The following is a 23,701-nucleotide window of genomic DNA, read 5'->3' on the forward strand; positions in this document are numbered from 1 at the left end:
CTTGTTTTCATGACCGAACGGATCGTCAGTTTTGTGATGAGCGGCGGCGTCGGCTCGCGGCTGTGGCCGTTGTCGCGCGAGGACAATCCCAAGCAGTTCCATGATTTCTCGGGCGATGGCTCAATGCTGGCCAAGACGCTGCGGCGGCTGACCGCGCGGCCGGAAGGCGAAACGCCGGTTTTCCTGATTGCCTCGGAAAGGCATGCCGACCGCGTTCATGCCGACATTGCCGGTCACGAGCTTTCCGGCGGCGGCCCGCTGTTCGAGCCGACCGGACGCAACACCGCCGCGGCCGTCGCCTTGGCAAGCCTGCGCACGCTGTCGGAATTCGGCGACAGCCTGGTGCTGGTGGTGCCGTCCGATCATGAGATCGCGACGCCACAGCAATTCTGGCGGAGCATCGAGGCCGGCACGGCGGCCGCGCGCCAAGGCAGGCTGGTGGTGTTCGGCATCAAGCCCGCCCAACCCGAGACCGGTTACGGCTACATCGAGGTGGCCGGCGAGCGCGATGGCATCTGCGATGTCTCGCGTTTCGTCGAAAAACCCGATCTCGCCACGGCGCAGAGCTATCTCGAGGCCGACAATTTCTACTGGAACACCGGCATTTTCCTGTTTCGCGCCAGTGCCATGCGCGACGCGTTCATGGCCTTCCAGCCCGACATCTGGAGCGCCACAGAGGCTGCCTACCAGGCTGCGACATCGGATCTTTCCGGCCTCTACATGCCTCTGGAGCTCTATGCCGCCATCCCATCGACATCGATCGACTATGCGATCATGGAGCGCGCCAGCGGCATCGCCATGGTGCCGGCCGGCTTTCGCTGGAACGATCTCGGCTCCTGGCAATCGCTGCTCGACGTCGGCCCCTCCGACACGCAGGGCAATGTCATCGTCGGCGATGTCGTCGCCATCGATTGCGAGAACTCCTATATCCGCAGCGACGGCCGCCTGCTGTCGGCCATAGGCCTGAAGGACGTCGCCATCGTGTCGACCGCCGACGCCACTTTCGTCGCCCCGGTCAGCCACAGCCAGAACGTCAAGAAGATCGTGGAGCAGCTCGAAAAAAGCGGCCGCCTGGAGACCAGGTTCACGCCCGCCGACGACCGCGTCATCGAAAGCGGCGCCTGGCAGCGCCGCGTGCACCATTGGCTGTTCGAGGAGACGGTGCCGTTGTGGTCGACGGTCGGCGTCGATGAGCGCCACGGCGGGTTCCACGAGGCGCTCGGCTTCGATGCCGCCCCGCTGATGAAACCCAAGCGCATGCGCACGCAGGCCAGGCAGATCTACGCCTTCGCCGTCGCCAAGGCGCGCGGCTGGAACGGCCCTGCCGATCGGCTGATCAGCCACGGCCTCGAATTCATGGCCAGGCACGGACGTACCGACAATGGCGGCTGGGTACGCACGCTCAACGTCGACGGCACCGTCGCCGACGCCGCCGAGGATGCCTATGACCATTCCTGCGTGCTCCTGGCGCTGGCGCATGCCCATATGTGCGGCAATCCCGATGCGTTGCGGCTTGGCCAGGAGACCTTTGCGTTCATCGACGCGCATCTCGAGGACGAACGCCTGACCGGCTTCCGCGAGACCTCGAGCGGCGAGGGCGAGCGCCGCTCCAACCCGCACATGCATCTGCTCGAGGCATTCCTGGCCTGGCATCAGGCGACCGGCGAGCGCGCCTATCTTCGTCGCGCCGCGCGCATCGTCGATCTATTTCGCAGCCATTTCTTCGACCCGGAAAGCTGGACGCTGGGTGAGTATTTCGACCATGAATGGCGGCCGGCCCCTGGCGGGAAGGGCACGTGGACCGAACCCGGCCATCATTTCGAATGGGCCTCGCTGCTGGTCGACTTCGCCGGCCGCAGCGGCCAGAGCGGCTTGACCGGCCTTGCCCGGAAGCTTTACGCGTCGGCGATTGCCAATGGCCTGAACCGCGCCACGGGCCTCGCCTACGGCGCCGTCTCGCGGCAAGGACTGCCGCTCGACCGCGTCTCGCGCAGCTGGCCGCAGGCCGAAGCGATCAAGGCGGCGATCGCGCTGGACGGTTCGGGCGGTCCCGACCTGAAGCCGGAAATCGAGGCGCGTGTCGGCCGGCTGTTCCGCTGGCACATCAATCCGGCACCGCTCGGCCTGTGGATCGACCGCATCGACGAGCGTGGCCGCTCCTTGGCGAGCGAGGTGCCGGCCAGCATCTTCTATCATCTCGTATGCGCGCTGACGCAGTATCTGGACGGCACGGCGCCCAAGGATCAGTACGGGCTGGCGACATCACCCGTCTCGACGTAGACCGACTTCAGCTGCGAATAAAGCGCCAGTGCCGCGAGCGAATTCTCGCGGCCGATGCCGGACTGCTTGAAGCCGCCGAACGGGATTTCGACCGGCGTCAGATTGTAGGCGTTGATCCAGCAGATGCCGGCCTGCAGTTCGGCAATGACACGATGGGCGCGCGCCAGGTCGCGCGTGAACACGCCGGCGGCGAGGCCGAATTCGGTATCGTTGGCGCGATCGATCACCTCGTCCTCGCTGTCGAATTTCAGCACGCTCATGACCGGCCCGAAAATCTCCTCGCGGGCGATGCGCATCGTGTCGACGACACCGGTGAACACCGTCGGCTCGACGAAGAAGCCGCCCTGAAAACCCTGCAGCGAAGGCACGTTGCCGCCGCAGGCGAGCATCGCGCCATCCTGCTTGCCGGCCTCGATGTAAGACACCACCTTGTCGTGCTGCGCCTTCGAGACCAGCGGCCCCATCTGCGTGTCCGGATCGAGCGGATCGCCAATGCGGATTTTCTTCGTCCGTTCGGTCAGCCTCTCGACGAAACGGTCATGGATGCCGCTCTGCACGAAGACCCGCGTGCCGTTGGAGCAGATCTGGCCGGTCGAATAGAAATTGCCGAGCATCGCGCCGCCGATGGCATTTTCGAGGTCGGCGTCTTCGAAGACGATCAGCGGCGACTTGCCGCCGAGCTCCATCGTTGCGTGCTTCATCTTTGAGCCGGCGAGCGACAGCACTTTGCGGCCGGTTGGCACCGAGCCGGTCACCGAGACCTTGGCGACGACATCGTGGCCGACAAGGCCGGCGCCGACATCGCCAAAACCCTGCACGACGTTGAACAGCCCGTCGGGCAGCCCGGCCTCGGTGTAGATTTCGGCGAGCGCCAGCGCTGATAGCGGCGTGTTTTCCGATGGTTTGAAAACCATCGCATTGCCCATGGCGAGGGCGGGTGCGGATTTCCAGCCGGCGATCTGGATCGGATAGTTCCAGGCGCCGATGCCGACGCAAACGCCGAGCGCCTCGCGCCTGGTATAGGCAAAGGGTCCGCCGAGATCCACGGCCTCGCCATTAAAGGCGGCGACGGCGCCGCCGAAATATTCCAGGCAGTCGGCCGCCGACGGGGCGTCCGCAACCAGCGTCTCCTGGATCGGCTTACCGGTATCCAGCGTCTCGATGCGCGCCAGATCGGCATTGCGCGCGCGCAAGATGTCGGCGGCGCGGCGCAGGATGCGGCCGCGTTCGACCGGCTTCAGCCGCGCCCAGGCCGGTTGTGCTGCACGCGCCGCCTCGATCGCGAGCTCCAGCACGTTCGGCGTCGCCGAGCGCAGCATGGCGATGGTCTCGCCGGTTGCCGGATAGATAACCGGCAGCGCTGCGCCGCGCTCGTCGTCGATATAGCGGCCGTTGACATAATGCGATGCCGTTGGCTGGGCGCGCATGACTGTTCTCCAAATCGTCTTGTCGCGGCATGCGGAATATGCGTCCGCCGGATCATGGCCTATCTGTCCGACACCTGCCAGCGCGGATTGATCCATGGTTCCTGGTTGGACGGTGGCAGCGGCGTACGCCCGAGAATGTGGTCGGCGGCCTTCTCGCCGGTCATGATCGACGGCGCGTTGAGATTGCCGTTGGTGACGCGTGGAAAGATCGAGGAATCGGCGACCCGAAGCCCTTCGACGCCAATGACGCGGCATTCCGGATCGACGACGCTCATCGCATCATCGGCACGGCCCAACTTGCAGGTGCCGCAAGGGTGGTAGGCGCTTTCGGCGTGGTCGCAAATGAAGGCGTCGAGCTCTTCATCCGATTGTACATGCGAGCCCGGCGACAGTTCCTTGCCTCGGTACGGATCGAAGGCCGCTTGCCCGAAGATCTCGCGGGTCAGCCGGATGCAGTGGCGGAACTCCGTCCAGTCGTCCGGATGCGACATGTAGTTGAAGCGGATCACCGGCTTCGATTTGGGATCGGGCGAGCGCAGCGTGACCGAACCGCGCGACTTCGACCGCATCGGCCCGACATGCGCCTGGAAACCATGCGCCTTGGCCGCCGCCTTGCCGTCATAGCGGACCGCGGCCGGGATGAAGTGATACTGGATATCCGGATAGTCGACGCCGGCGCGCGAGCGTACGAAGGCGGCCGCCTCGAAATGATTGGTGGCGCCGAGGCCGGACTTGAAGAACAGCCATTGTGCCCCGATCAGCGCCTTCGAGAACGGGTTCAAGACGGAGTTCAGCGTGATCGGCTTTGTCGATTCCTGCTGGATGTAAAGTTCCATATGGTCCTGCAGATTGCGGCCGACTCCGGGCCGGTCGGCGATCACCGGGATGCCGTTCTCCCTAAGGTGCTGGCCGGGGCCGATGCCGGACAGCATCAGGATCTTGGGCGAGTTGATCGAGGACGCGGCAACGATCACCTCGCGCCGCGCTCTGACCACCTGAATCCGTTTGCGCACTTCGATCTCGACGCCGGTGGCGCGTTGATTCTCGATGATTACCCGCCGGGCGAAACCCTTGACCAGGCTGACATTTTTCCGCCTCAGCGCCGGCCTCAGATAGGCGCTCGCGGCCGACCAGCGGCGACCGCCGCGAATGGTCTGCTCCATCGGCCCAAAGCCTTCCTGCTTCGCGCCGTTGTAGTCGTCGGTCAGCTCGAAACCGGCCTGGCGGCCCGCCTCGACGAAGGCGCCGTAGAGTGGGTTCGTCCTCGAGCCGCGCTGCACAGTCAGCGGGCCGCCGTGGCCGCGCCAGCCATTCTCGCCGCCATTGCTGTCCTCCATGCGCTTGAAGTAGGGGAGCACATCGGCAAAGCCCCAGCCGGTCGCGCCCTGTTCGGCCCAATGGTCGAAGTCGCGGGCATGGCCGCGCACATAGACCATGCCGTTGATCGACGACGAGCCGCCGATGACCTTGCCGCGCGGCGTCGCCAGTACGCGGCCGCCGAGATGCGGCTCCGGCTCGCTGGCAAAGCCCCAGTCATAGAGGCTCATATTGAGCGGGATCGACAGCGCCGACGGCATCTGGATCAGCGGCCCGATATCGCTGCCGCCATATTCGATGACGATCACCGAATGCTTGCCGTCCTCCGACAGCCGGTAGGCCATGGCCGAACCGGCCGAGCCGGAGCCGATGATGACGAAATCCGCTTCAAGCATGGTTCATGCGCGCCCGTGGTTCATATGCGCAATGAAATCGGCCAGCGAGACGTTGCCGCCGGTTGCCATTACGACAACGGTCTTGCCGGTAACGTCGACCTTGCCGCCGAGCAACGCCGCCAGCGAAGCAGCGCCGGATGGCTCGAGCACCAGCTTCAGCCGCTCGAAGGCGAGGCGCATGGCGCGCCGCACCGAAGCATCGTCGACGGTGACGCCGCGAACGCCGGCGGCCTTCACCGCTGCGAACGGCGCGTCGCCGGGCCGCCGCGACATCAGCCCGTCGCAGATCGATTTCGGCCCGATCGGCATGGTTTCGATGGCGCCATGCGCCAGCGACGAGCCCATGCCGTCAAAACCTTCCGGCTCGACGCCGATGATCTTCGTGGCTGGCGACAGGTAGTGAAAGGCCAGTGAAACACCGCCGATCAGGCCGCCGCCGCCGACCGAGCAGAACAAGAGATCGGCCTCCGCTTGCCTGGCGGCGATCTGGTCGAGTGCTTCCAGCCCGGCACCGGCCTGGCCGGCGACGATCTCCGGATCGTCGAACGGGTGCAGCAGCGCCAGGCCTTCGCTCGCAGCGATCTCGCGCGCCTTGGCGGCGGCGACTTCCTCACGCGCGCGCTCGCCATGGTCAGTCAGCACCACGCGCGCGCCGTTACCCAATGTGGCGTCGCGCTTGGCGGCCGGCGCGTCGATCGGCATGACGATGGTGACGGGAATGCCAAGCGCTTGGCCAGCCGCCGCTAGCCCCTGCGCAAAATTGCCGGAGGAGTAGGCGACGACGCCCTTTTTGGCTTCGTCAGGCGAGAGCTTCTTCAGCCGCCAGTAGGCGCCGCGCACCTTGAACGATCCTGCCCATTGCAGCGATTCGGCCTTGACGAAGACGCGGGCGGCGCCGGTCTCGCGCGCGAGTGCCGCCGATTCCAGCAGCGGCGTGACCTGCGTCGCCTTGGAGGTGACGGCATAGGCCTGCCTGAGATGGTCGAGCGAGGGGACGAGACTATCTGCCATCATTTGCCTCGCGGAAAGCGCTTCTGCTCTTCGAGCAGGTCGAGGTTCATGTGGTTGCGCATGTAGCGCTCCGATGCCTTCTGCAGCGGCTGGAATTCCCAGGGATAATGGGTGCCGTTGCGCAGCGCCGGGTAGACCACCCAGCGGCGTGCCTGGCTGGCACGCACCGCCGCGTCGAAGGCCGCCATGTCCCAGCGCGCCCGCACCTTGTCGGTGAAAGCGGCCACCAATGCCGCATTGGCCGGATCGGCGGCGAGATTGGTCAATTCCTGCGAATCCGATTCAAGATCAAACAGTTGCGGCGGATCGATCTCGCAATGGATGAATTTGTAGCGGCCCTCGCGCATCGCCACCATCGGCGCGTTGGAGCCTTCGGCGGCATATTCCATCAGCACCGGCGCGGAGCGTTTCTTTCCGTTTAGCAGCGGCAGCAGCGACTGGCCGTCAGTCCACGGCGCAATCGCGCTGATGTCGATGCCGGCGAGGTCGCAAAGCGTCGGCGTCACGTCGAGATTGGAGACCGGCGTGTCGATCAGGCCGGCGGCGATGCCCTCGCCGGCGATCATCAGCGGCACCCGCGCCGAACCTTCGAAAAAGCACATCTTGAACCACAGGCCGCGCTCGCCAAGCATGTCGCCATGGTCCGAGCAGAACAGAATGATCGTGTCGTCGAGCATGCGCGTGCGCTCGAGCACCGATATCAATTCGCCGAGCTTGTCGTCGAGATAAGAGATGTTGGCGAAATAGCCGCGCCGTGCGCGGCGTATCTGCTCAGCGGTGATGTCGAACCTGTCATAGTCGCTGGCGCGGTAGAGCCGCCGCGAATGCGGATCCTGCCTTTCGTAAGGAATAAAGCCGACCTCAGGCTCGAGCGCCGGGCAATCCTCGTAGAGGTCCCAGTAGCGCTGCCGCGCGACATACGGGTCGTGCGGATGGGTGAAGGAAACCGTCAAGCACCAGGGCCGATGTGCGGCATCGTCGGAGACGCGGGCAAAATCATAGAGCTTCTGCACCGCATGGAAGGCGACCTCGTCGTCATATTCCAGCTGGTTGGTGATCTCGGCAGTACCTGCGCCGCTCACCGAGCCGAGATTGTGATACCACCAGTCGATGCGCTCGCCGGGTTTGCGATAGTCGGGTGTCCAGCCGAAATCGGCCGGATAGATGTCGGTGGTCAGCCGCTCCTCGAAACCGTGCAACTGGTCCGGCCCGACGAAATGCATCTTGCCGGAGAGGCAGGTGTGATAACCTGCGGCGCGCAGATGATGGGCAAAGGTCGGGATCGAAGACGCGAATTCGGCGGCGTTGTCATAGACTCCGGTGCGTGACGGCAACTGGCCGCTCATGAATGCGGCGCGGCCCGGTGCGCAGAGCGGCGAGGCCGTGTAATTGTTGCAAAAACGCGCCGAACGCGCGGCGAGCGCCTTCAGATGCGGCGCGTGCAGGAAGTCCGCCGGCCCATCCGGAAACAGCGTTCCGTTGAGCTGATCGACCATGACGATCAGGATGTTGGGTCGCTTGGATGTCACTGCTTCTGCCGTCCGCTGAGCTTCGTTTCGAGATAGTCCTCGACCAGTGCAATCGCGGTCGCGGCATCGGGAACACCGTCCTTCAGCGCGCGCCTGATATAGAGCCCGTCGATCAGCGCCGCGGTCGCTTCGGCGACCCGGTCGGCCTCGCTTCTCGGCAGGATGCCGGCCAGCCCGCTGAGCAGATTGGAATGCAGCCGGCGCGCATAGACCTTGAGCAGCCGGCGGAGTGCTGCCGATTTCTGCGCCTCGACATAGAAGGCGAGCCAGGCGGCGATCGTTTCGGGCTGGAACTGGATGTCGGAGAAATTGACCGCGACCACCGCCGAGACGCGCTGGCGCGCCGTGCCGGCCGCGCGAAGTGCGCGGCGCGTATCGGCGGTGAGTTCGCTGAGGATGTGCCGCATCGTCGCCAACAGCAATTCGTCCTTGACGCCGAAATAATGGTGGGCAAGCGCCGAGGACACGCCGGCGCGGCCGGCGATTTCCGACATCGTCACATCAAGCGAACCGCGCTCGCCGATCGCCGAGATCGTTGCGTCGATGAGCGCCCTGCGGCGCAACGGTTCCATTCCGAGTTTCGGCATTCCTGCTCCGGCCTGTTGCGACAAGATTATTTTTTATTGACGCATCAATCAACAAAAATCCGGCCTGATTTGCTGGCAAAAGCCAGGCACTATGACCAGATGATCAAGATCAAGCGATTGTGCGGTTCTGGCCCCTTCACGAGGCCGGCGAAACGGTTCATGCTTGAACAATGCTGATGCGCGCGCAGTATCGCGTAGCCCGGGTCCACAGGATGGAGATCGCCATGACAGCATGCATCGTCGGTTGGGCGCATTCGCGCTTCGGCAAGCTCGAAGGCGAGACGCTGGAGGGCCTGATCACCAAGGTGGCAGTCGAGGCGCTCGATCATGCCGGCATCGGTCCAGATGACGTCGACGAGATCGTGCTCGGCCACTTCAACGCCGGGTTTTCCGCCCAGGATTTCACCGCGAGCCTAGTCCTCCAGGCCGACGACCGGCTGCGCTTCAAGCCGGCGACCCGCGTCGAGAACGCCTGCGCCACCGGCTCGGCGGCGGTCAGGCAAGGCATCCGCGCCATCGACGCCAATGCCGCCCGTATCGTGCTGGTGGTCGGCGCCGAGCAGATGACGACGACGCCCGGTCCCGAGATCGGCAAGAACCTGCTCAAGGCCTCGTATCTGCCCGAGGACGGTGACACGCCGGCAGGCTTCGCTGGCGTCTTCGGCAAGATCGCCCAAGCCTATTTCCAGCGCTACGGCGACCAGTCGGATGCGCTGGCGATGATCGCCGCCAAGAACCACAAGAACGGCGTCGACAATCCCTACGCGCAGATGCGCAAGGATTTCGGCTACGAGTTCTGCAGGCAGGAAAGCGAAAAAAACCCCTTCGTCGCCGGTCCGCTGAAGCGCACAGACTGCTCGCTGGTGTCGGACGGTGCCGCCGCGCTTGTCCTTGCCGACACGGCCACGGCGCTGAAGATGCGCCGCGCCGTCGCCTTCCGCGCCAATGAGCATGTTCAGGATTTCCTGCCGATGTCGAAGCGCGACATTCTCGCCTTCGAAGGCTGCGAGCAGGCCTGGAACCAGGCGCTGAAGCAGGCGGGCGTGACGCTCGGCGACCTGTCCTTCGTCGAGACGCATGACTGTTTCACCATCGCCGAACTGATCGAGTATGAGGCGATGGGCTTGGCCAAGCCGGGCGAGGGCGCCAAGCTGGCCCTGGATGGTGAGACGGCGAAAGATGGAAGGCTGCCGGTCAATCCGTCTGGCGGGCTGAAGGCCAAGGGCCACCCGATCGGTGCCACCGGTGTATCGATGCATGTGCTGAGCGCCATGCAGCTCGTCGGCGAGGCGGGCGGCATCCAGGTGCCGGGAGCAAAACTCGGCGGCATCTTCAACATGGGTGGTGCCGCGGTCGCCAACTACGTTTCCATTCTCGACCGGATCAGATAAACCCGCCCGCATTTGCGGGAGGTGACATGACAAATCCGGTTCTGGTCGAAGTCTTGCGCGGCGCTATCGTCGAGAGCGCCCATCGCGGCGCTGTTGCCGTCTTCGACGCCGACGGCAAGCCCGTCTGGGAGATCGGCGACACGGCACAGCCGGTGTTCCCGCGCTCGGCGGTCAAGGCGATCCAAGCGCTGCCGCTGGTCGAGAGCGGCGCTGCCGATGCCTACGGCTTCGGTGACCGGGAGCTGGCGCTGGCCTGCGCCTCGCATTCCGGCGAGCCGCCACATGTCGAGCTCGCGCGCGCCATGCTGGCGAAGGCCGGCCTGGACGAGACGGCACTCGAATGCGGCGCGCATTGGCCGTCGAGCCATGGAGCGACGCTGGCACTTGCCCGCGCCGGCCGTGCGCCGAACACCTTGCACAACAATTGTTCCGGCAAGCACTCAGGCTTCCTATGCACCTGCGTTCACAGCGGCATCGCCCATCGTGGTTACGTCAAGGCTGGCCATGCTTCGCAGGAGATGGTGCGCGAAGCGATGCAGGCGGTGACCGGTGCTGCCCATGACGCCGATCACCGCGGCACCGACGGCTGCTCGATTCCGACCTATGCCGTGCCGTTGCGCAGCTTTGCCCTTGGCTTTGCCCGCATGGCGACAGGTGCCGGCTTCGAGCCGGTGCGCGCCCGGGCGGCGAAGCGGCTGCTTTCTGCCTGCATGGCCGAGCCGTTTTTCGTCGCCGGCACGGGCAGGTCCGATGTCGCGATGATGGAGGCCGCGCCGGGCCGGATTTTCGTCAAGGGAGGCGCCGAAGGTGTTTTTTGCGCCGCCGTTCCGGAGCTTGGCCTTGGCATCGCGCTGAAATGCCACGATGGCGCCGGCCGCGCCGCTGAAGTGATGGTCGCGGCCGTGCTGGCTAAGCTGCTGCACGCCGACCACGCGCTCGCTGTGAAATTGATCGAACAGGCAAATCCGCCCATCGAAAGCCGGATCGGCGCCAAAGTCGGCGCGCTCCGGCCGACGGCCACCCTCAACTGACGTGGTTGCGCTCGACGGTCAAATGCGCGTAGCCGGCATTGCCTGATGCGGCGAGGTCGCCGGTCACCGGCTCGGCCCAGCGCTGGCCGACGATCGCGCCGTTCTGGACTCCGTCGATGACATTGTCGGAGATGATTGCCGTCCCGGCACCTTCGACCACGGTCACGACGATACCGGTCCCCGCCTTGCGGATGACGTTTCCCGTGGCGACCACATTGCGCATGAACGGTCCCCAGCCGATCTGCATGCCGTAGAGCGGTGCATTCTCGACGACATTGCCGGAAACGGTGGTGTCTGCCTCGACGCTGATGCCGACGCCGAAGCCGGGCGCATCGGCAGGGTAGGGGCCGCTGGTCGACAGGTTGCGGACTACGTTGCCGGAGCAGACGCCCATGCGCCCGCCTTCGTTGAAATTGACGATCGAAATACCGTTCGCAGCACCATCGACGATGTTGTTGCCGATGATCGCCCCTTCGAAGGAGAATTCGGAATACACGGCCGTTTCGCCCGCGCGCGAGCAGGTATTGCCGGTGACCTGCAAATTGCTGGCACTGTTGGCGCGGATCGCCGAAAACGCGCAGTCCGAAACAATATTGCCGGAGATGATGACGTTGCCGGCGCGGAAGGCATTGGTGCCATTGCCGTTCTGGCCGGTTCCGCCGCTGCGCGCCTGGATGCGTTCGATGCGGTTGCCGCTGACGATGGTGCCGTCTTCCGCTGCCTGCCAGCGGTGCACGAGGATGCCGCCATTGGCGCAGTCGGAGACGCTATTGCCTGATATTTCCAGGCCATCGGCCTCGACCGAATAGATGCCGGCATCGGCCGCACCGGATATCTCCGAGCGCTGGATGCGGCCCGAGGCGTGTTCGAGCGCCAGACCGTTCTTGCCGCTGCCGGTCATCTGGCAGTTGTCGACGACCAGATGGGCGATGCGGCGCAGATCGAGCAGGCCTTGCGTGTATTCGCCCATCCAGCGGTTGCTGCCATCGAACACCAGCCCGCTGAGTTCGATACGCTCGGCCCGTTCGGCCATGATGAGATGGCCATTGCCGCCATAGACGATCCGCGATGCGCCCGGCACGCCGGACAGGCGCACCCGGCCGGGCAGTGACAGGTTGGAAACGATATAGATCCCCGGCGGCAGGAACACCGGCATGTCGCGGTCGTGCGCGTCGCGCAGCAGCTTGGTGAAAGCCTTGCTCTGATCGTCTAGCGCGCCGGGCCGGACGCCGAGCTCGGTCGCGTTGATCGCGCCACGCATCGCGGCTTTCTCGATGCCGGGAAGGTTTTTCGCCGCTGCCTTGCCGAGCGAAAGCCCCATGACGGCAAAGCCGGCGGTCTGCGCAAGCAGCGTTCGTCTGTTCAACATCGGCACAGATTCCTTGCGTTCAACGGTCGCGCCGCAGGATTCGTGCCAGACTAGCCCGGTCGAACTCGTGGTGAAAATCTGACGCTTGGCCCCTATTCGATCCTCGTTGGCTCAGCGATCACCGCATTTACCCCGTTGAAGGCAAGTTGCAGGAATATCTGGTCGATCTCCGCGGGAGACAGCTTCGTATCCCTCTCAAGCCACCAGTGCATCACTTCAAAGAACGCGCCAACGATGAAGCGTGTGGCGATCTCAAGTCTGACTCCGCCTTCATCACCTCGGATATTCGCCAACTCATGGCGAACCTGCCTGCTTATCCAGCCGCGGATCTCTTCTGGCATTTCGCGCTTTTTCCCGCCCATCAGCGCACGGTGCATCTCCCGCGTGGCAAGAGCATGCTCGAACACCGGACCGCTGAAGGAAAAGCCCTTGGCATTTCTCTGCGAATGGCGTTCGGCACCACGTGCCTGCAAGCCCTTCATATGCTCGTCGATCGTTGCTTTCCTCAAGTAGTCCTTGTCGGGATAGTGCGTGTAGAAAGTCGAGCGGCCGACATCGGCTTCCCTGCAGATGTCCTCGACCGTGATCGCCGTATATCCCTTCTCGGCGGTCAATCTGAAAAGCGCCTGCTGCAGTCGGCTGCGGGTCCTGGCGACCCGACGGTCGATCGGTCCGGCTGGCATCGGCAACATCCTTTTCCGGCCAAAGGACACCAAATCGTCCAGTATTGGGCGCGTCGGTGCGATGTGGCCAGTAAAACTGATACTGGACACACTGTCCAGTATCCTATGCTCTTGCGGAAGGCCCAGCGCGATGCCCGGCTGGCCGGAGATAAAGCAATGCACCAACGTCTTTTCGGAACAATAGTCGGAGGGCATGCGTTAGTCGCGCTCGTCAAAGTGGCCGTGGTGCTCGCGGCATTTTTCTCGTTGGGACAGGCAAATGCGGTCTTTTCCTTGGGAGTTCCCGTCCTCCTGCTTCATGCTGGTGCACTCGTCGTAGTCGCGAGCTTATTGATATGGCAAAGCGCTCACGGGCGGCTGTCCGCCAAGGACCGCAGACCGGCCGCCGGCGAGGAGAAGGCGCTGCATGTCGGCATCACGCTTCATTCCGCCGCCCTGTACGATATGCTGGCGTGGCTTCTGACCTTCGGTCGCGAACGTGCTATTCGCGAAAGGATATTAAGCTTTGCGGAGCTGAAACCGGGAGAAGTGGTCCTGGATGTCGGGTGCGGCACCGGCACCACCGCGCTCCTTGCCAGACAAAAAGTGGCGCCGGAGGGGCGCGTGCACGGCGTCGACGCCTCCGCCGAAATGGTTGCGCGCGCGACGGCAAAGGCCCGGCGAGCCGGGCTACAAGTCGGGTTCTCGACCGCCACCGCTCAGGAACTGCCTTTCAAGGATGGGGAATTTGATGTCGTCCTCAGCACGCTGATGTTCCACCATCTTCCAAAGAAGGGCCGCGAGGAATTCGGCAGAGAGGCCTTCCGCGTCCTGAGGCCGGGCGGTCGTGTGCTTATCGTCGATTTTGCGAAACCGCCGCGCCGGAAGAGCACCTTTCGGCTCCACCGGCATGGTTACGTCGATTTGGACAAAGTTGCAGCGGATCTCGGCCGGCACGGCTTCAATATCGTTGAGCAAGGCGACGTCGGAACCAAGGGGCTCCGCTACCTAGTTGCGCAACCGGACCCCAAGCGGCTGTTAAACGTCGGGTATTGAACCCAGATTTCCGTCACCATCCTCTTCTTCAGCAATGGCTTGTGGAGTCGTCGCGCCGGGCCTAAGTTCGTCGGATGAGCAGGGCCTTCACCCGCGAGGAAGACAGCGAAAACGCCATTGCCGGCATCGGCGAGCGGCCGATCAGCCATCACCGCAATCTGGTCACGGAACGCGGCATGGCGCTGATCGATGCCGAGGTGGCCGCTCTGCGTGACGAACTGGGCAGAGCCGAGAAGAGGGCCGACCGCGAGCGCATCGCGCTGGTGTCGCGTGATCTCCGCTATTGGACGGCGCGGCGTGAAAGCGCCGAGCTTTCGGTGCCCGAAGCGGGCAGCGACCTGGTTCGTTTCGGCATGGGTGTCACCCTGGAAAGCGACGACGGCAAGAAGGTGCACTGGAAGATCGTCGGCGAGGACGAAGCCAATCCGGGCAAAGGGACAATTTCCCATATGTCGCCGATGGCGATGGCGCTGTTCGGCAAGAAGGTCGGCGAAGTTGCCGTGGTCAACGGCAAGGAATGGGAGATCGTCAAGCTCTCCGACAGTTAGTCTTCGAGCTTGACGACATGATCGCGGAAGAACGCCGCGGCACCAGCCTCGTCGATTTCGCCGGCGGCGACGCCCATGACGAATTCGTAAAGCATGCCGTCATTGGCCGACAGGGCATAACCATTCACAATCAGAAATGCGCCGGCCGCGACAATGGCCGTGCGTTTGTTGCCGTCCACAAAGGCATGATTTCTGGCAATGCCGAAGACATAGGTGGCTGCGAGTTCCTCAACCGACGGGTCTCCGCAGTTGGCCTTGTTTTCGGCGCGAGCGAGCGCCGATTCGAGGGCATTTTCATCCCTCAAGCCTTGTGCTCCGCCGTGTCGGCGCAACTGCTCCGCGTGCATGGCTTCGACTGCACGCCGCGTCAGAAGCTCCCAGCTCATTCGGCGAGCTTCTGAAGCGCGACCTTGTATTTGTCCATGACCTCGCGGGCAGCTTTCATTTGCCGCTCGAAGCTGTCGTCCACCGGCTTCAGCGCAAGACCGTCACCTGTTTCAACGATTTGAAGCTGGTCGCCGGCCTTCAGGTTCAGACGATCGAGAAGCTCCCTCGGCAGGATCACGCCTTCGGAATTGCCGATCTTGCGAATGGTCGTGTTCATGGTGAGGCATCCTGTTGCAACGCTGATTATAACTCAGCGTGTTTCTCGTTACAACGGATATTATAACAAAGCGTCAGCCGGCCTGCAGCAGCCTATCCATCAGTCGGTCCGCCGCTTCCGGAATGACCGTGCCGGGCGGGAAGATTTCAGTGGCGCCTGCCTGCCGGACTGCGTCGTAATCCTGCGGCGGGATGACGCCGCCGGCGACGATCAGCATGTCGTCGCGGCCCAACTTCTTCAGTGCAAGCCTGAGTTCGGGAATCAGCGTCAAATGGCCTGCTGCCAGCGACGAGGCGCCGACGATGTGCGCGTCATGCTCGACCGCCAGCCTGGCGATCTCGTCCGGAGTCTGGAACATCGGCCCGACGGTGACGTCGAAGCCTAGGTCGGCAAAGGCGGTGGCGATCACTTTCTGGCCGCGATCATGGCCGTCTTGCCCCATCTTGGCGACCAGAATGCGCGGCTTGCCGCCGGACTTCTCCTCGAACGCGACGATCTTGTCCTGCAGCCGGTCGACCACCGGATTGTCGCCGAGCGCGTTGCGATAGACGCCGGAGATCGTCTGCACCGAGGCGACATGGCGGCCGAAAACCTTTTCCAGCGCCAGCGAAATCTCGCCGACCGTGGCGTTGGCGCGTGCGGCCCGGATGGCGAATTCCAGCAGGTTTGCGTTACTCCCGGCAGCACGGGTAAGCGCATCGAGCGCGCTCTCGACGGCGGCGACGTCACGCGTGCCTTTCAGCCGCTGCAGCTTCGACAATTGCCGCGCCCTGACTTCGGCATTGTCGATCTTCAGCACGTCGACTTCGATGTCCGTGCCGGGACGGTGAGCATTGACACCGACCACGATCTGTTCGCCGGAATCGATGCGCGCCTGGGTGCGCGCGGCAGCCTCTTCGATGCGCAGCTTCGGTAGGCCCTTTTCGATCGCCGCGGCCATGCCGCCGAGGCTCTCGACCTCCTCGATATGCGCAAGCGCACGCGCCGCCAGATCATGCGTCAGCCGTTCGACATAGGCGGAGCCGCCCCACGGGTCGATGATGCGCGTCGTGCCGGATTCCTTCTGCAGGATGAGCTGTGTGTTGCGGGCGATGCGGGCCGAATGGTCGGTCGGCAGCGCCATTGCCTCGTCGAAGGAATTGGTGTGCAGCGACTGCGTATGGCCTTGAGTGGCGGCCATCGCCTCGATCATGGTGCGGATGATGTTGTTGTAGGGATCCTGCGCCGTCAGCGACCAGCCCGAAGTCTGGCAATGGGTGCGCAGCGACAGCGAGCGCTCGTCCTTCGGCGAAAAGTTCTTCAGCATCAGGCTGGCCCACAAAAGGCGCGCTGCTCTCAGCTTGGCGACTTCCATGAAGAAATTCATGCCGATCGCCCAGAAGAAGGAAAGGCGCGGCGCGAAACGGTCGATGTCGAGGCCGGCCGCGACGCCGGCGCGGGCATATTCGATGCCGTCTGCAATCGTGTAGGCGAGCTCGAGATCCGCCGTCGCTCCCGCCTCCTGCATGTGATAGCCGGAGATCGAGATCGAATTGAACTTCGGCATGTGCTTCGACGTGTAGGAAAAAATGTCCGACACGATCCGCATCGAAGGTTTTGGCGGATAGATGTAGGTGTTGCGCACCATGAACTCTTTCAGGATGTCGTTCTGAATGGTCCCGGTGAGGTCCTTCTGCGCGACGCCCTGTTCCTCCGCCGCGACGATATAGAGCGCCATGATCGGCAGCACCGCGCCGTTCATCGTCATCGATACCGTCATCTCGTTAAGCGGGATGCCGTCGAACAGCTGGCGCATGTCGAGAATGGAATCGATGGCGACGCCGGCCATGCCGACATCGCCGGCGACGCGCGGATGGTCGCTGTCGTAGCCGCGGTGCGTGGCGAGATCGAAGGCGACCGACAGGCCCTTCTGGCCGGCGGCAAGGTTGCGACGGTAGAAGGCGTTGGACTCTTCGGCCGTCGAGAAGCCGGCATATTGCCGGATCGTCCAGGGTTGCTGGACATACATCGTCGGATAGGGGCCGCGCACGAAAGGCGTGAGGCCTGGATAGGTATCGAGATGTGGCAAGCCCTTGAGATCGCCCTGGTTGTAGAGATGCTTGACGGCGATGCCTTCCGGCGTCATCCGCTGGCCTTTGATCTCGACCGGCGCCCGCCGGGGCGGCGACCAGGCGATCTGGCTGAAATCCGGGATCATGGCACGGCTCCGATCGACTGATCGATGCGGATCGGAAATAGCGGCTCGCATACTGCAACGCCTTCGGTGAAGGCAGGCCGCCGCTCCGCCGCCAGCGTCTCGACCGGACGCTCGGTCTTCGACGGGTGCAGCGTCGTGCCGACGATCGCGCGTTCGCCCGCCTGGTAGGCTGCGTTGCGGCGGGCGGAAGCTGCTTGGACGCGCCTCTGGATGTGGCCTTGCTCAAGGCTGGTCAGCACGCCGCCTTCCGCCTCGATCTGCTGGAACTCTTGCCAGGCCGCGGCGCAGAGCTCCGCAGTCAGCGCTTCGACGGCGCCCGAACCGCAAACCGGATCGGCGACGTGGTCGATATGGCTTTCATTGGCCATGATCAGCTGCGCGTTGCGGGCAACGCGGCGGGCAAAGCCCGCGGGCAGGCCGTGCGCGATCGTGTGCGGCAGGATGGCGATCGAATCCGCGCCGCCGGCGGCAGCGGCAAAAGCGGCAATGGTGGTGCGCAGGATGTTGGTTTCCGGATCGGCCGCCGTCATCATCCGGAAGGATGTTTCGGCATGGATGCTGGCGGTGGAGGGCGGTATCGAGCAGGCCTCCTGGACACGCGCCCACAGCCTGCGCAACGCCCTGACCTTGGCCGTCGAAACGAACTGGTCCTGGTCGACGCTCAGCGCAAAACCGATATGCGGCGCCGCGTAGACGAGCGGCTGGCGCGCCTTCTCGAACAGCCTCAGATAGGAGACGGCCGAGGCGAGCATGGTGCCAAGCTCCTGCGCCTCGCTGGCGCCGGCATTGTGGAATACCCGCCCGTCGGCCTCCAGCAGCACGCCGGGCACACCCATCGAAAAGAAATGCGCCAGCGACTGCGGCATCGAAGCCTGCAAAGCCTCGATCGACATGCGCAGCCTGCCGGTCCCGGCAAAGATCGCCGCCGGATCGATGCCGAAGGAGAGGTTGAGCTTTGCCGGGTCGGAACGGCGCTTGGTCAAAAACGCCACCAGCCAATCGGCCACGGCGCGGCTCCAGGGATGGGCGTCAATGCGGATCTGGATGCGGTTGAGCGGCACGCCGTCGAGAACGGTCTCCAGCGCCTCCGCCGTCCTCGGCAAGCCATAGCCGAAGGCGTTCGGCGCACCCTCGAAGACAAGCGACAGTCCGGTGGCACCCTGCGCGACGTCTTCCAGCGCCTGCGCACTGGCGCGGCCTATGTCCGGATCGTCGATGCGCTGGCTGACGATCCACGGTGATCCCGGGTTGGCGCGCACGACAGGCTCGGCGGTTACCGAACGCTCGTAGAGCGGCTCGATGCGGATGGCGTCGTCCGTATGCGAGACGAGCTTTTCCTCGAAGGACCCGCCGGCCAGCGCCTTCTCCGCCAGCGCCAGCCATCGTTGCCGGTCGACGTTCGGAAGTTCGGCATCCTGGGTCAAGGCACCGGCGCCCATCGGTTCTCCTCGTTCTAGCGGCCGCAGCGGCCGACTATGTCAGTCTACGGTCCCCGGCCCGATATCACAATGCAGCACACATGCCGTGCAACACGCCTTCCGTGATGGTGACCGTCAACCGATTGCCAAACATGGGCAGGTTCCGCAAGCTCCAAAAGCCATTTTCGACAACGCCCATTGTCGCTGCGCAATGGCCTCACTATACCTGCGGCGGGGCTCCCTTTTCTTCAAGGGATCAGGGCATTCAACCCTATAGGTTTGCGGAGACCGGACACATGGCCGACGATACCAGTATCTTCATAGGGGCCAGCCGCAAGCCGGACGACAGCTATCAGCGGCCCGAACAGCTTTTGCTGCAGTATGGCAATCGTCACGGCCTGGTCACCGGCGCGACCGGCACCGGCAAGACGGTGACCCTGCAGATATTGGCCGAGGGTTTCTCCAATGCCGGCGTGCCGGCTTTCTGCGCCGACATCAAGGGCGACCTGTCGGGTATCGCCATGATGGGCACAGCGCAGGATTTCCTGGTCAAGCGGGCCGAGCAGGTCAAGCTCGATCCCTATGAATTCCAGGAATTCCCGGTCATCTTCTGGGATCTGTTCGGCGAGCAGGGCCACCCGATCCGCGCCACCATCTCGGAGATGGGGCCGCTGCTTCTGTCGCGGCTGATGAACCTTTCCGAGGCACAGGAAGGCATCATGAACATCGCCTTCCGCATCGCCGACGAGGAAGGCCTTCTGCTGCTCGATTTGAAGGACCTGCAGTCACTGCTGGCCAATATCGCCGACCGCGCCGAAGAGATCGGCGCCCGCTACGGCAATGTGACGAAGCCTTCGGTCGGCGCGATCCAGCGCACGCTGCTGGTCCTGGAGCAGCAGGGCGCTGCCAATTTCTTCGGCGAGCCGGCATTGCGGATATCCGACATCATGCGCACCACGCGCGATGGACGCGGCGCCATCAGCGTGCTCGCCGCCGACAAGCTGATGATGAATCCCAGGCTCTATGCGACGTTCCTTCTGTGGCTGATGTCGGAACTGTTCGAGGAACTGCCGGAAGTCGGCGACCCGGACAAGCCGAAGCTGGTCTTTTTCTTCGACGAGGCACACCTTCTGTTCGACGACGCCCCGAAGGTGCTGGTCGACCGCGTCGAACAGGTGGTCCGGCTGATCCGTTCGAAGGGCGTCGGCGTTTATTTCGTCACGCAAAATCCGCTGGATATACCTGAAACGGTGCTGGCCCAGCTCGGCAACCGGGTGCAGCACGCACTCCGTGCCTATACGCCGCGCGAACAGAAGGCCGTCAGGACGGCGGCCGAGACGTTCAGGCCCAATCCCGATTTCGACTGCGCGACCGTGATCACGCAGCTCGGCACCGGCGAGGCGCTGGTCTCGACGCTGGAAGCCAAGGGCGTGCCCTCCATGGTGCAGCGAACGCTGATCCGCCCGCCGTCCTCGCGGCTTGGCCCGATCACGCCCGAAGAGCGCCGCAAGCTGATCAATGAGAGCCCGGTTGCGGGACAGTACGACCAGACCGTCGATCGCGAATCGGCTTTCGAGATCCTGCAGAAAAAGGCTAAGGACGCCCAGGAGGCACAGGCGCAGCAACAGGACGCAGGCCGTTCGCGCTGGACTATTCCCGGCTTCGGCAATGACGATCCCCAGCCGACCGGCGGCCGCCGCGCGCCGCGCCCCTCCAACCGCCAGACGGTGGCGGAGGCGGCGATCAAATCAGTCGTGCGCTCGGTCGGGTCGTCGGTCGGACGGGCGATCGTCCGCGGGATTTTGGGGAGCTTGTCCAGGGGCAGGTGAGGGGGCATCGGACCCGAAGGCGGGCGTCGGTGTTGGTAATTCTGTCTTACACATCAAGCGCCAGTAGCCAGATCTGGAGGACAGCGGACGGCGGCTATGCGCCAATAGCTGCCGTCGGGCCGTCTGCAAAAGTGTAACGCGTATCGGCGGTAGCTAGCTCAGCGTCGCCACCAGGCGCTCGGCGGCCTTCAAATCTGCTGTACTCAGGCCTTCCTCGAATTGCTCGTATACCGGCTGTAACAGCGCGCAAGCGCTGCCGGCTTCTCCTTGCCCGGCCATCAGCGTCGCCATGTCGACTGCGGTTCGCAGCTCCCATGCTCGCGCACCCTGACTGCGGCTCAACTCCAGCGCCTGCAACAGGCATGTCTCGGCTTCGGCGCGATTGCGTTCCGACACCTGGAGAATAAGGCTTCCCTTCATCCGCAGCAACTCCGGAAGGTACATTAGGTCGCCGTTCTTTTCGACTTGACCAAGTGAATCGTCGATCAGCACCATTGCTTCATCGACCTGACCGATCGCAGACAACCCCCTGACCAGCGAGAGGTTGAGTGCAGTTGTGAGCAATTCGTAAGGCGCCGCGTGGAGCTTCTGGAGAGAAGTTCGCAGTCCCTCGACACCACCTTGCGCGTCGCCTTGACCGATCGCGACGTCGCTTTTGAATCCTCGACCAACCAGCAGGTACGGAGCCATGGAATGGGATTCGGCGCGGGAAATGAGCATGTCTATGTATGCCTCAGCACTCTCCAGTTCGCCTGCCCACAGGAATACCGATATTCCCCAGATCAAGGCGATCGCCAGCGTCAGCGAATGATCCATGGCGGCGGCCTCTTCGACGGCCTGTCGAGCACGGTCCATGGCTTGGTCCGGATGGCCTTGCAGCCAAAGGTTCCTCGCCAGGATAGCCTTGGCCAGGATTTTGCCCTCGAAACCGAGATAGACCGTTGTGGTTCGCTGAGAGCGTGGCCCACGATCCAGCGCTGCCTCAAGCTCCGCGCGGGCTTCGGCCAGGTCACCACGAAGGTGAAGCGATATCCCCAGAATGGTATGCGCCAACGCAATCGCGACCGGATCCTCCAGGGTCGCGGCTATGGCTGAACAGCGTTTTGCAAACTGGAGGGCGGTCACGAAATTGCCTGTCCGCAGGTGGAACATGTTGAGCGGACCCAGCAGGCGCACTTGATCCAATGTATCACCGCGTTCTTCGGCGATCGCCAGGCTTTTCTCCAGGGCGGCGCGCGCCGCATCACGCCCTCCCCGCATGAACATCAGGGACACACCCAAGGCTGCCTGGAGATGCATCTCGTCAACTCCACCAAGAGCGGCATCGTCGAGAGCGAATATCGCGCGTTCTGACCAGCGATGACACTCCGGCAACAAGGACATCGCCAGGAAAACAGGCGCGGCAGCAGTGGCAAGTCCGATGCCGATATCGGCGTTTCCGCCCTCGCCGAAGCACCATTCCAGAGCGGCCCGCACATTGTTGATGGCGGCGAAGTGAGGAGCCCGCTCCTCGCCGGTCGCCAGACCTGGCCACTCGATACCTGTTTGCTCAAGCCATCTTCGATAGTAGGCGGCGTGGCGCACCGCCAGATCGGCGGCCTCGGCGTCATCTATGCTGATATCGAGGACGTAGGCGCGCGTGGTATCCAGGAGCCGATAGCGCATCATCGCTCCGAGCGGGCGCGTCGCTATGATCGACTTGGCAACAAGACTATCCATTGCATTAAGAACGGTCGATCTGTCGAGGGCAGCGCTTGTGACGACTTCCAAGACCGCATCGAGCGTGAAATGACCAAGGAATACAGCGAGCCTGCGAAGCACTGCGCGCTCCAGGTCGGTAAGTAGCCCAAAGCTCCAATCCAGCGTGGCCTGCAGGGTCTTTTGACGCGGTGGCGCGGTCCGCGATCCCAGCCATAGCAAAGTCAGACGTTGATCGAGAAGCGCGGCGGTTTGTTGCAATCCATAAGACTCGACCCGCCGGGCCGCCAACTCGATTGCGAGCGCCACACCGTCAAGCTTTCGACAGATGCTTGCGACGATCAGGGCTTCCGCATCGCTGACATCCAAGCGCGCGCCACTTGCCACCGCGCGCTCCACGAACAGTTGAATGGCCGGAAACGTCTGGACAACCGCCGCCGTAAGCCTTGGGTCGTCCGGCGGACAGGCAAGGGCATCCAATCGGTAGATATGCTCGCCTTCGACTCGAAGCGCTTCGCGACTTGTTGCCAGAATGTGGACCTGCGACGCCGCGTCGATGATGCTTGCGGCCAGAGGCGCCACCGCATCGACGAGATGCTCGCAGGTATCGAGGATCAAAAGCATCCGCTTGTTGCGCAGGTAGGCGATCAGATTGGGCGTCGCGTCACTCGATTGAACCGACAGCCCAAGCATGGAGGCAACGGCTGTCGTCACCAGGTCGGGATCGCCGAGCATTCCCAGGTCGACGAACAGCACAGCGCCCGCGAAGGCGTCAATGAGGTGATGTCCGACCGCGATCGCGACGGTGGTTTTGCCGACGCCGCCCGCGCCAACGATTGTGACGAAGCGCGACGCATTCAGTCGAGCCGACAGCTGGAGAACGTCGTCGTCCCGGCCAACCATTCGGCCCAAGCGGCTCGGAAGATTCGCGTGCGGAAAACTGGCGGCAGCTGCAGGCTCTTCATCGCGCGGACCGCCGGTCTGCGAGACGGGCGCGATGAAGCAATAACCCCGCCCTGGTAGTGTCGCGATGTATCGTGCGCCGTCCTTTCCGTCACCCAGCGCCTTGCGGAGCCTGGTCATGTGAAACCGCAGGCTGCCTTCCTCGACTACGACATCGGGCCAAACCCGTGACATCAGATCCTTTTTGCCGACGATTTCATTCGGCGTGGAGATCAGGACAATGAGAATGTCCAGTGCACGCGAACCCAGCGCCAAGGGAGCGCCGTTTTTTGTGACGAGCCTTTCGCTCGCAACCAGATGGAAAGGACCGAACGACAGCCCGTCCTTGGCCTGACCTGCCACTATCGTCATGGCGCTTCTCTCGGAGCCGCCCGCCACCAAGCTTATAG

Annotated in this window: 18 protein-coding genes; 6 read left to right on the plus strand and 12 right to left on the minus strand. The window is 63.6% G+C overall.

From position 1 onward, the window contains the following. Nucleotides 1-9: 9 nt before the first annotated feature. Complete coding sequence (locus NKJ91_RS02225) at nucleotides 10-2,280, plus strand: AGE family epimerase/isomerase (RefSeq protein ID WP_352454283.1); 2,271 nt, start codon at nucleotides 10-12, stop codon at nucleotides 2,278-2,280. On the opposite strand, the gene betB is transcribed toward NKJ91_RS02225, so the two are convergent. The 5 genes from betB to betI are packed head-to-tail and all read right to left on the minus strand — an operon-like array spanning nucleotide 2,244 to nucleotide 8,546. Then, the gene (gene betB, locus NKJ91_RS02230) at nucleotides 2,244-3,707 is read right to left on the minus strand and encodes a betaine-aldehyde dehydrogenase (RefSeq protein ID WP_352454284.1); all 1,464 of its coding nucleotides are present in this window, start codon (nucleotides 3,705-3,707) and stop codon (nucleotides 2,244-2,246) included. The genes NKJ91_RS02225 and betB overlap by 37 nt on opposite strands. A gap of 59 nt (nucleotides 3,708-3,766) precedes the next feature. Next, nucleotides 3,767-5,419, minus strand: a complete 1,653-nt coding sequence (gene betA / locus NKJ91_RS02235) for a choline dehydrogenase (RefSeq protein WP_352454285.1) — start codon at nucleotides 5,417-5,419, stop codon at nucleotides 3,767-3,769. Between the two features lie 3 nt (nucleotides 5,420-5,422). Continuing rightward, nucleotides 5,423-6,430 carry a threonine/serine dehydratase family protein gene (locus NKJ91_RS02240; RefSeq protein WP_502903547.1) on the minus strand — a complete coding sequence of 336 codons (1,008 nt, stop codon included), beginning with the start codon at nucleotides 6,428-6,430 and terminating at the stop codon, nucleotides 5,423-5,425. After that, the gene (betC, locus tag NKJ91_RS02245; RefSeq protein ID WP_352454287.1) at nucleotides 6,430-7,959 is read right to left on the minus strand and encodes a choline-sulfatase; all 1,530 of its coding nucleotides are present in this window, start codon (nucleotides 7,957-7,959) and stop codon (nucleotides 6,430-6,432) included. The genes NKJ91_RS02240 and betC overlap by 1 nt, the downstream gene beginning before the upstream one ends. Beyond that, the gene (betI, locus tag NKJ91_RS02250) at nucleotides 7,956-8,546 is read right to left on the minus strand and encodes a transcriptional regulator BetI (protein WP_352454288.1); all 591 of its coding nucleotides are present in this window, start codon (nucleotides 8,544-8,546) and stop codon (nucleotides 7,956-7,958) included. Before betI ends, betC begins: the two co-directional genes overlap by 4 nt. A gap of 224 nt (nucleotides 8,547-8,770) precedes the next feature. Here betI and NKJ91_RS02255 point away from each other — a divergent pair, with 224 nt between their 5' ends. Next, entirely contained in the window at nucleotides 8,771-9,937 is a 1,167-nt protein-coding gene (locus NKJ91_RS02255) for an acetyl-CoA acetyltransferase (RefSeq protein WP_352454289.1), read from the plus strand. A 26-nt stretch (nucleotides 9,938-9,963) separates the two neighbouring features. Continuing rightward, entirely contained in the window at nucleotides 9,964-10,968 is a 1,005-nt protein-coding gene (locus NKJ91_RS02260) for an asparaginase (protein WP_352454290.1), read from the plus strand. Here NKJ91_RS02260 and NKJ91_RS02265 read toward each other — a convergent pair. Beyond that, entirely contained in the window at nucleotides 10,961-12,337 is a 1,377-nt protein-coding gene (locus NKJ91_RS02265) for a TIGR03808 family TAT-translocated repetitive protein (protein WP_352454291.1), read from the minus strand. The two genes, NKJ91_RS02260 and NKJ91_RS02265, sit on opposite strands and share 8 nt — an antisense overlap. Nucleotides 12,338-12,429: 92 nt before the next feature. Continuing rightward, the gene (locus NKJ91_RS02270) at nucleotides 12,430-13,215 is read right to left on the minus strand and encodes a TetR/AcrR family transcriptional regulator (RefSeq protein ID WP_352454292.1); all 786 of its coding nucleotides are present in this window, start codon (nucleotides 13,213-13,215) and stop codon (nucleotides 12,430-12,432) included. On the opposite strand from NKJ91_RS02270, the gene NKJ91_RS02275 reads away from it, so the two are divergent. Next, the gene (locus NKJ91_RS02275; RefSeq protein WP_352454293.1) at nucleotides 13,177-14,055 is read left to right on the plus strand and encodes a class I SAM-dependent methyltransferase; all 879 of its coding nucleotides are present in this window, start codon (nucleotides 13,177-13,179) and stop codon (nucleotides 14,053-14,055) included. The genes NKJ91_RS02270 and NKJ91_RS02275 overlap by 39 nt on opposite strands. Nucleotides 14,056-14,129: 74 nt before the next feature. After that, the gene (locus tag NKJ91_RS02280; RefSeq protein ID WP_352454294.1) at nucleotides 14,130-14,603 is read left to right on the plus strand and encodes a GreA/GreB family elongation factor; all 474 of its coding nucleotides are present in this window, start codon (nucleotides 14,130-14,132) and stop codon (nucleotides 14,601-14,603) included. On the opposite strand, the gene NKJ91_RS02285 is transcribed toward NKJ91_RS02280, so the two are convergent. The 4 genes from NKJ91_RS02285 to NKJ91_RS02300 form a co-directional block, all read right to left on the minus strand. Then, a complete protein-coding gene (locus NKJ91_RS02285; RefSeq protein ID WP_352454295.1) occupies nucleotides 14,600-14,989 on the minus strand; it encodes a type II toxin-antitoxin system death-on-curing family toxin in 390 nt (129 codons plus the stop codon). The genes NKJ91_RS02280 and NKJ91_RS02285 overlap by 4 nt on opposite strands. Next, the gene (locus NKJ91_RS02290) at nucleotides 14,986-15,207 is read right to left on the minus strand and encodes an AbrB/MazE/SpoVT family DNA-binding domain-containing protein (protein ID WP_095496758.1); all 222 of its coding nucleotides are present in this window, start codon (nucleotides 15,205-15,207) and stop codon (nucleotides 14,986-14,988) included. The genes NKJ91_RS02285 and NKJ91_RS02290 overlap by 4 nt, the downstream gene beginning before the upstream one ends. 73 nt (nucleotides 15,208-15,280) lie before the next feature. Beyond that, nucleotides 15,281-17,404 (minus strand): methylmalonyl-CoA mutase, encoded by a 2,124-nt coding sequence (scpA, locus tag NKJ91_RS02295; RefSeq protein WP_352454296.1) that lies wholly within the window; start codon nucleotides 17,402-17,404, stop codon nucleotides 15,281-15,283. Continuing rightward, nucleotides 17,401-18,843, minus strand: a complete 1,443-nt coding sequence (locus tag NKJ91_RS02300) for a methylmalonyl-CoA mutase subunit beta (protein ID WP_352454297.1) — start codon at nucleotides 18,841-18,843, stop codon at nucleotides 17,401-17,403. Before NKJ91_RS02300 ends, scpA begins: the two co-directional genes overlap by 4 nt. A 275-nt stretch (nucleotides 18,844-19,118) precedes the next feature. Here NKJ91_RS02300 and NKJ91_RS02305 point away from each other — a divergent pair, with 275 nt between their 5' ends. Next, nucleotides 19,119-20,651 carry a helicase HerA-like C-terminal domain-containing protein gene (locus NKJ91_RS02305; protein WP_352454298.1) on the plus strand — a complete coding sequence of 511 codons (1,533 nt, stop codon included), beginning with the start codon at nucleotides 19,119-19,121 and terminating at the stop codon, nucleotides 20,649-20,651. A gap of 153 nt (nucleotides 20,652-20,804) precedes the next feature. Here the strand turns inward: NKJ91_RS02305 and NKJ91_RS02310 are convergent, their stop codons facing one another. After that, nucleotides 20,805-23,663: an ATP-binding protein gene (locus tag NKJ91_RS02310; protein WP_352454299.1), complete on the minus strand. Its 2,859-nt coding sequence runs from the start codon at nucleotides 23,661-23,663 to the stop codon at nucleotides 20,805-20,807. Between the last annotated feature and the right edge of the window lie 38 nt (nucleotides 23,664-23,701).

The sequence above is a fragment of the Mesorhizobium sp. M0040 genome (genome assembly GCF_040323505.1).
Lineage (GTDB): Bacteria > Pseudomonadota > Alphaproteobacteria > Rhizobiales > Rhizobiaceae > Mesorhizobium.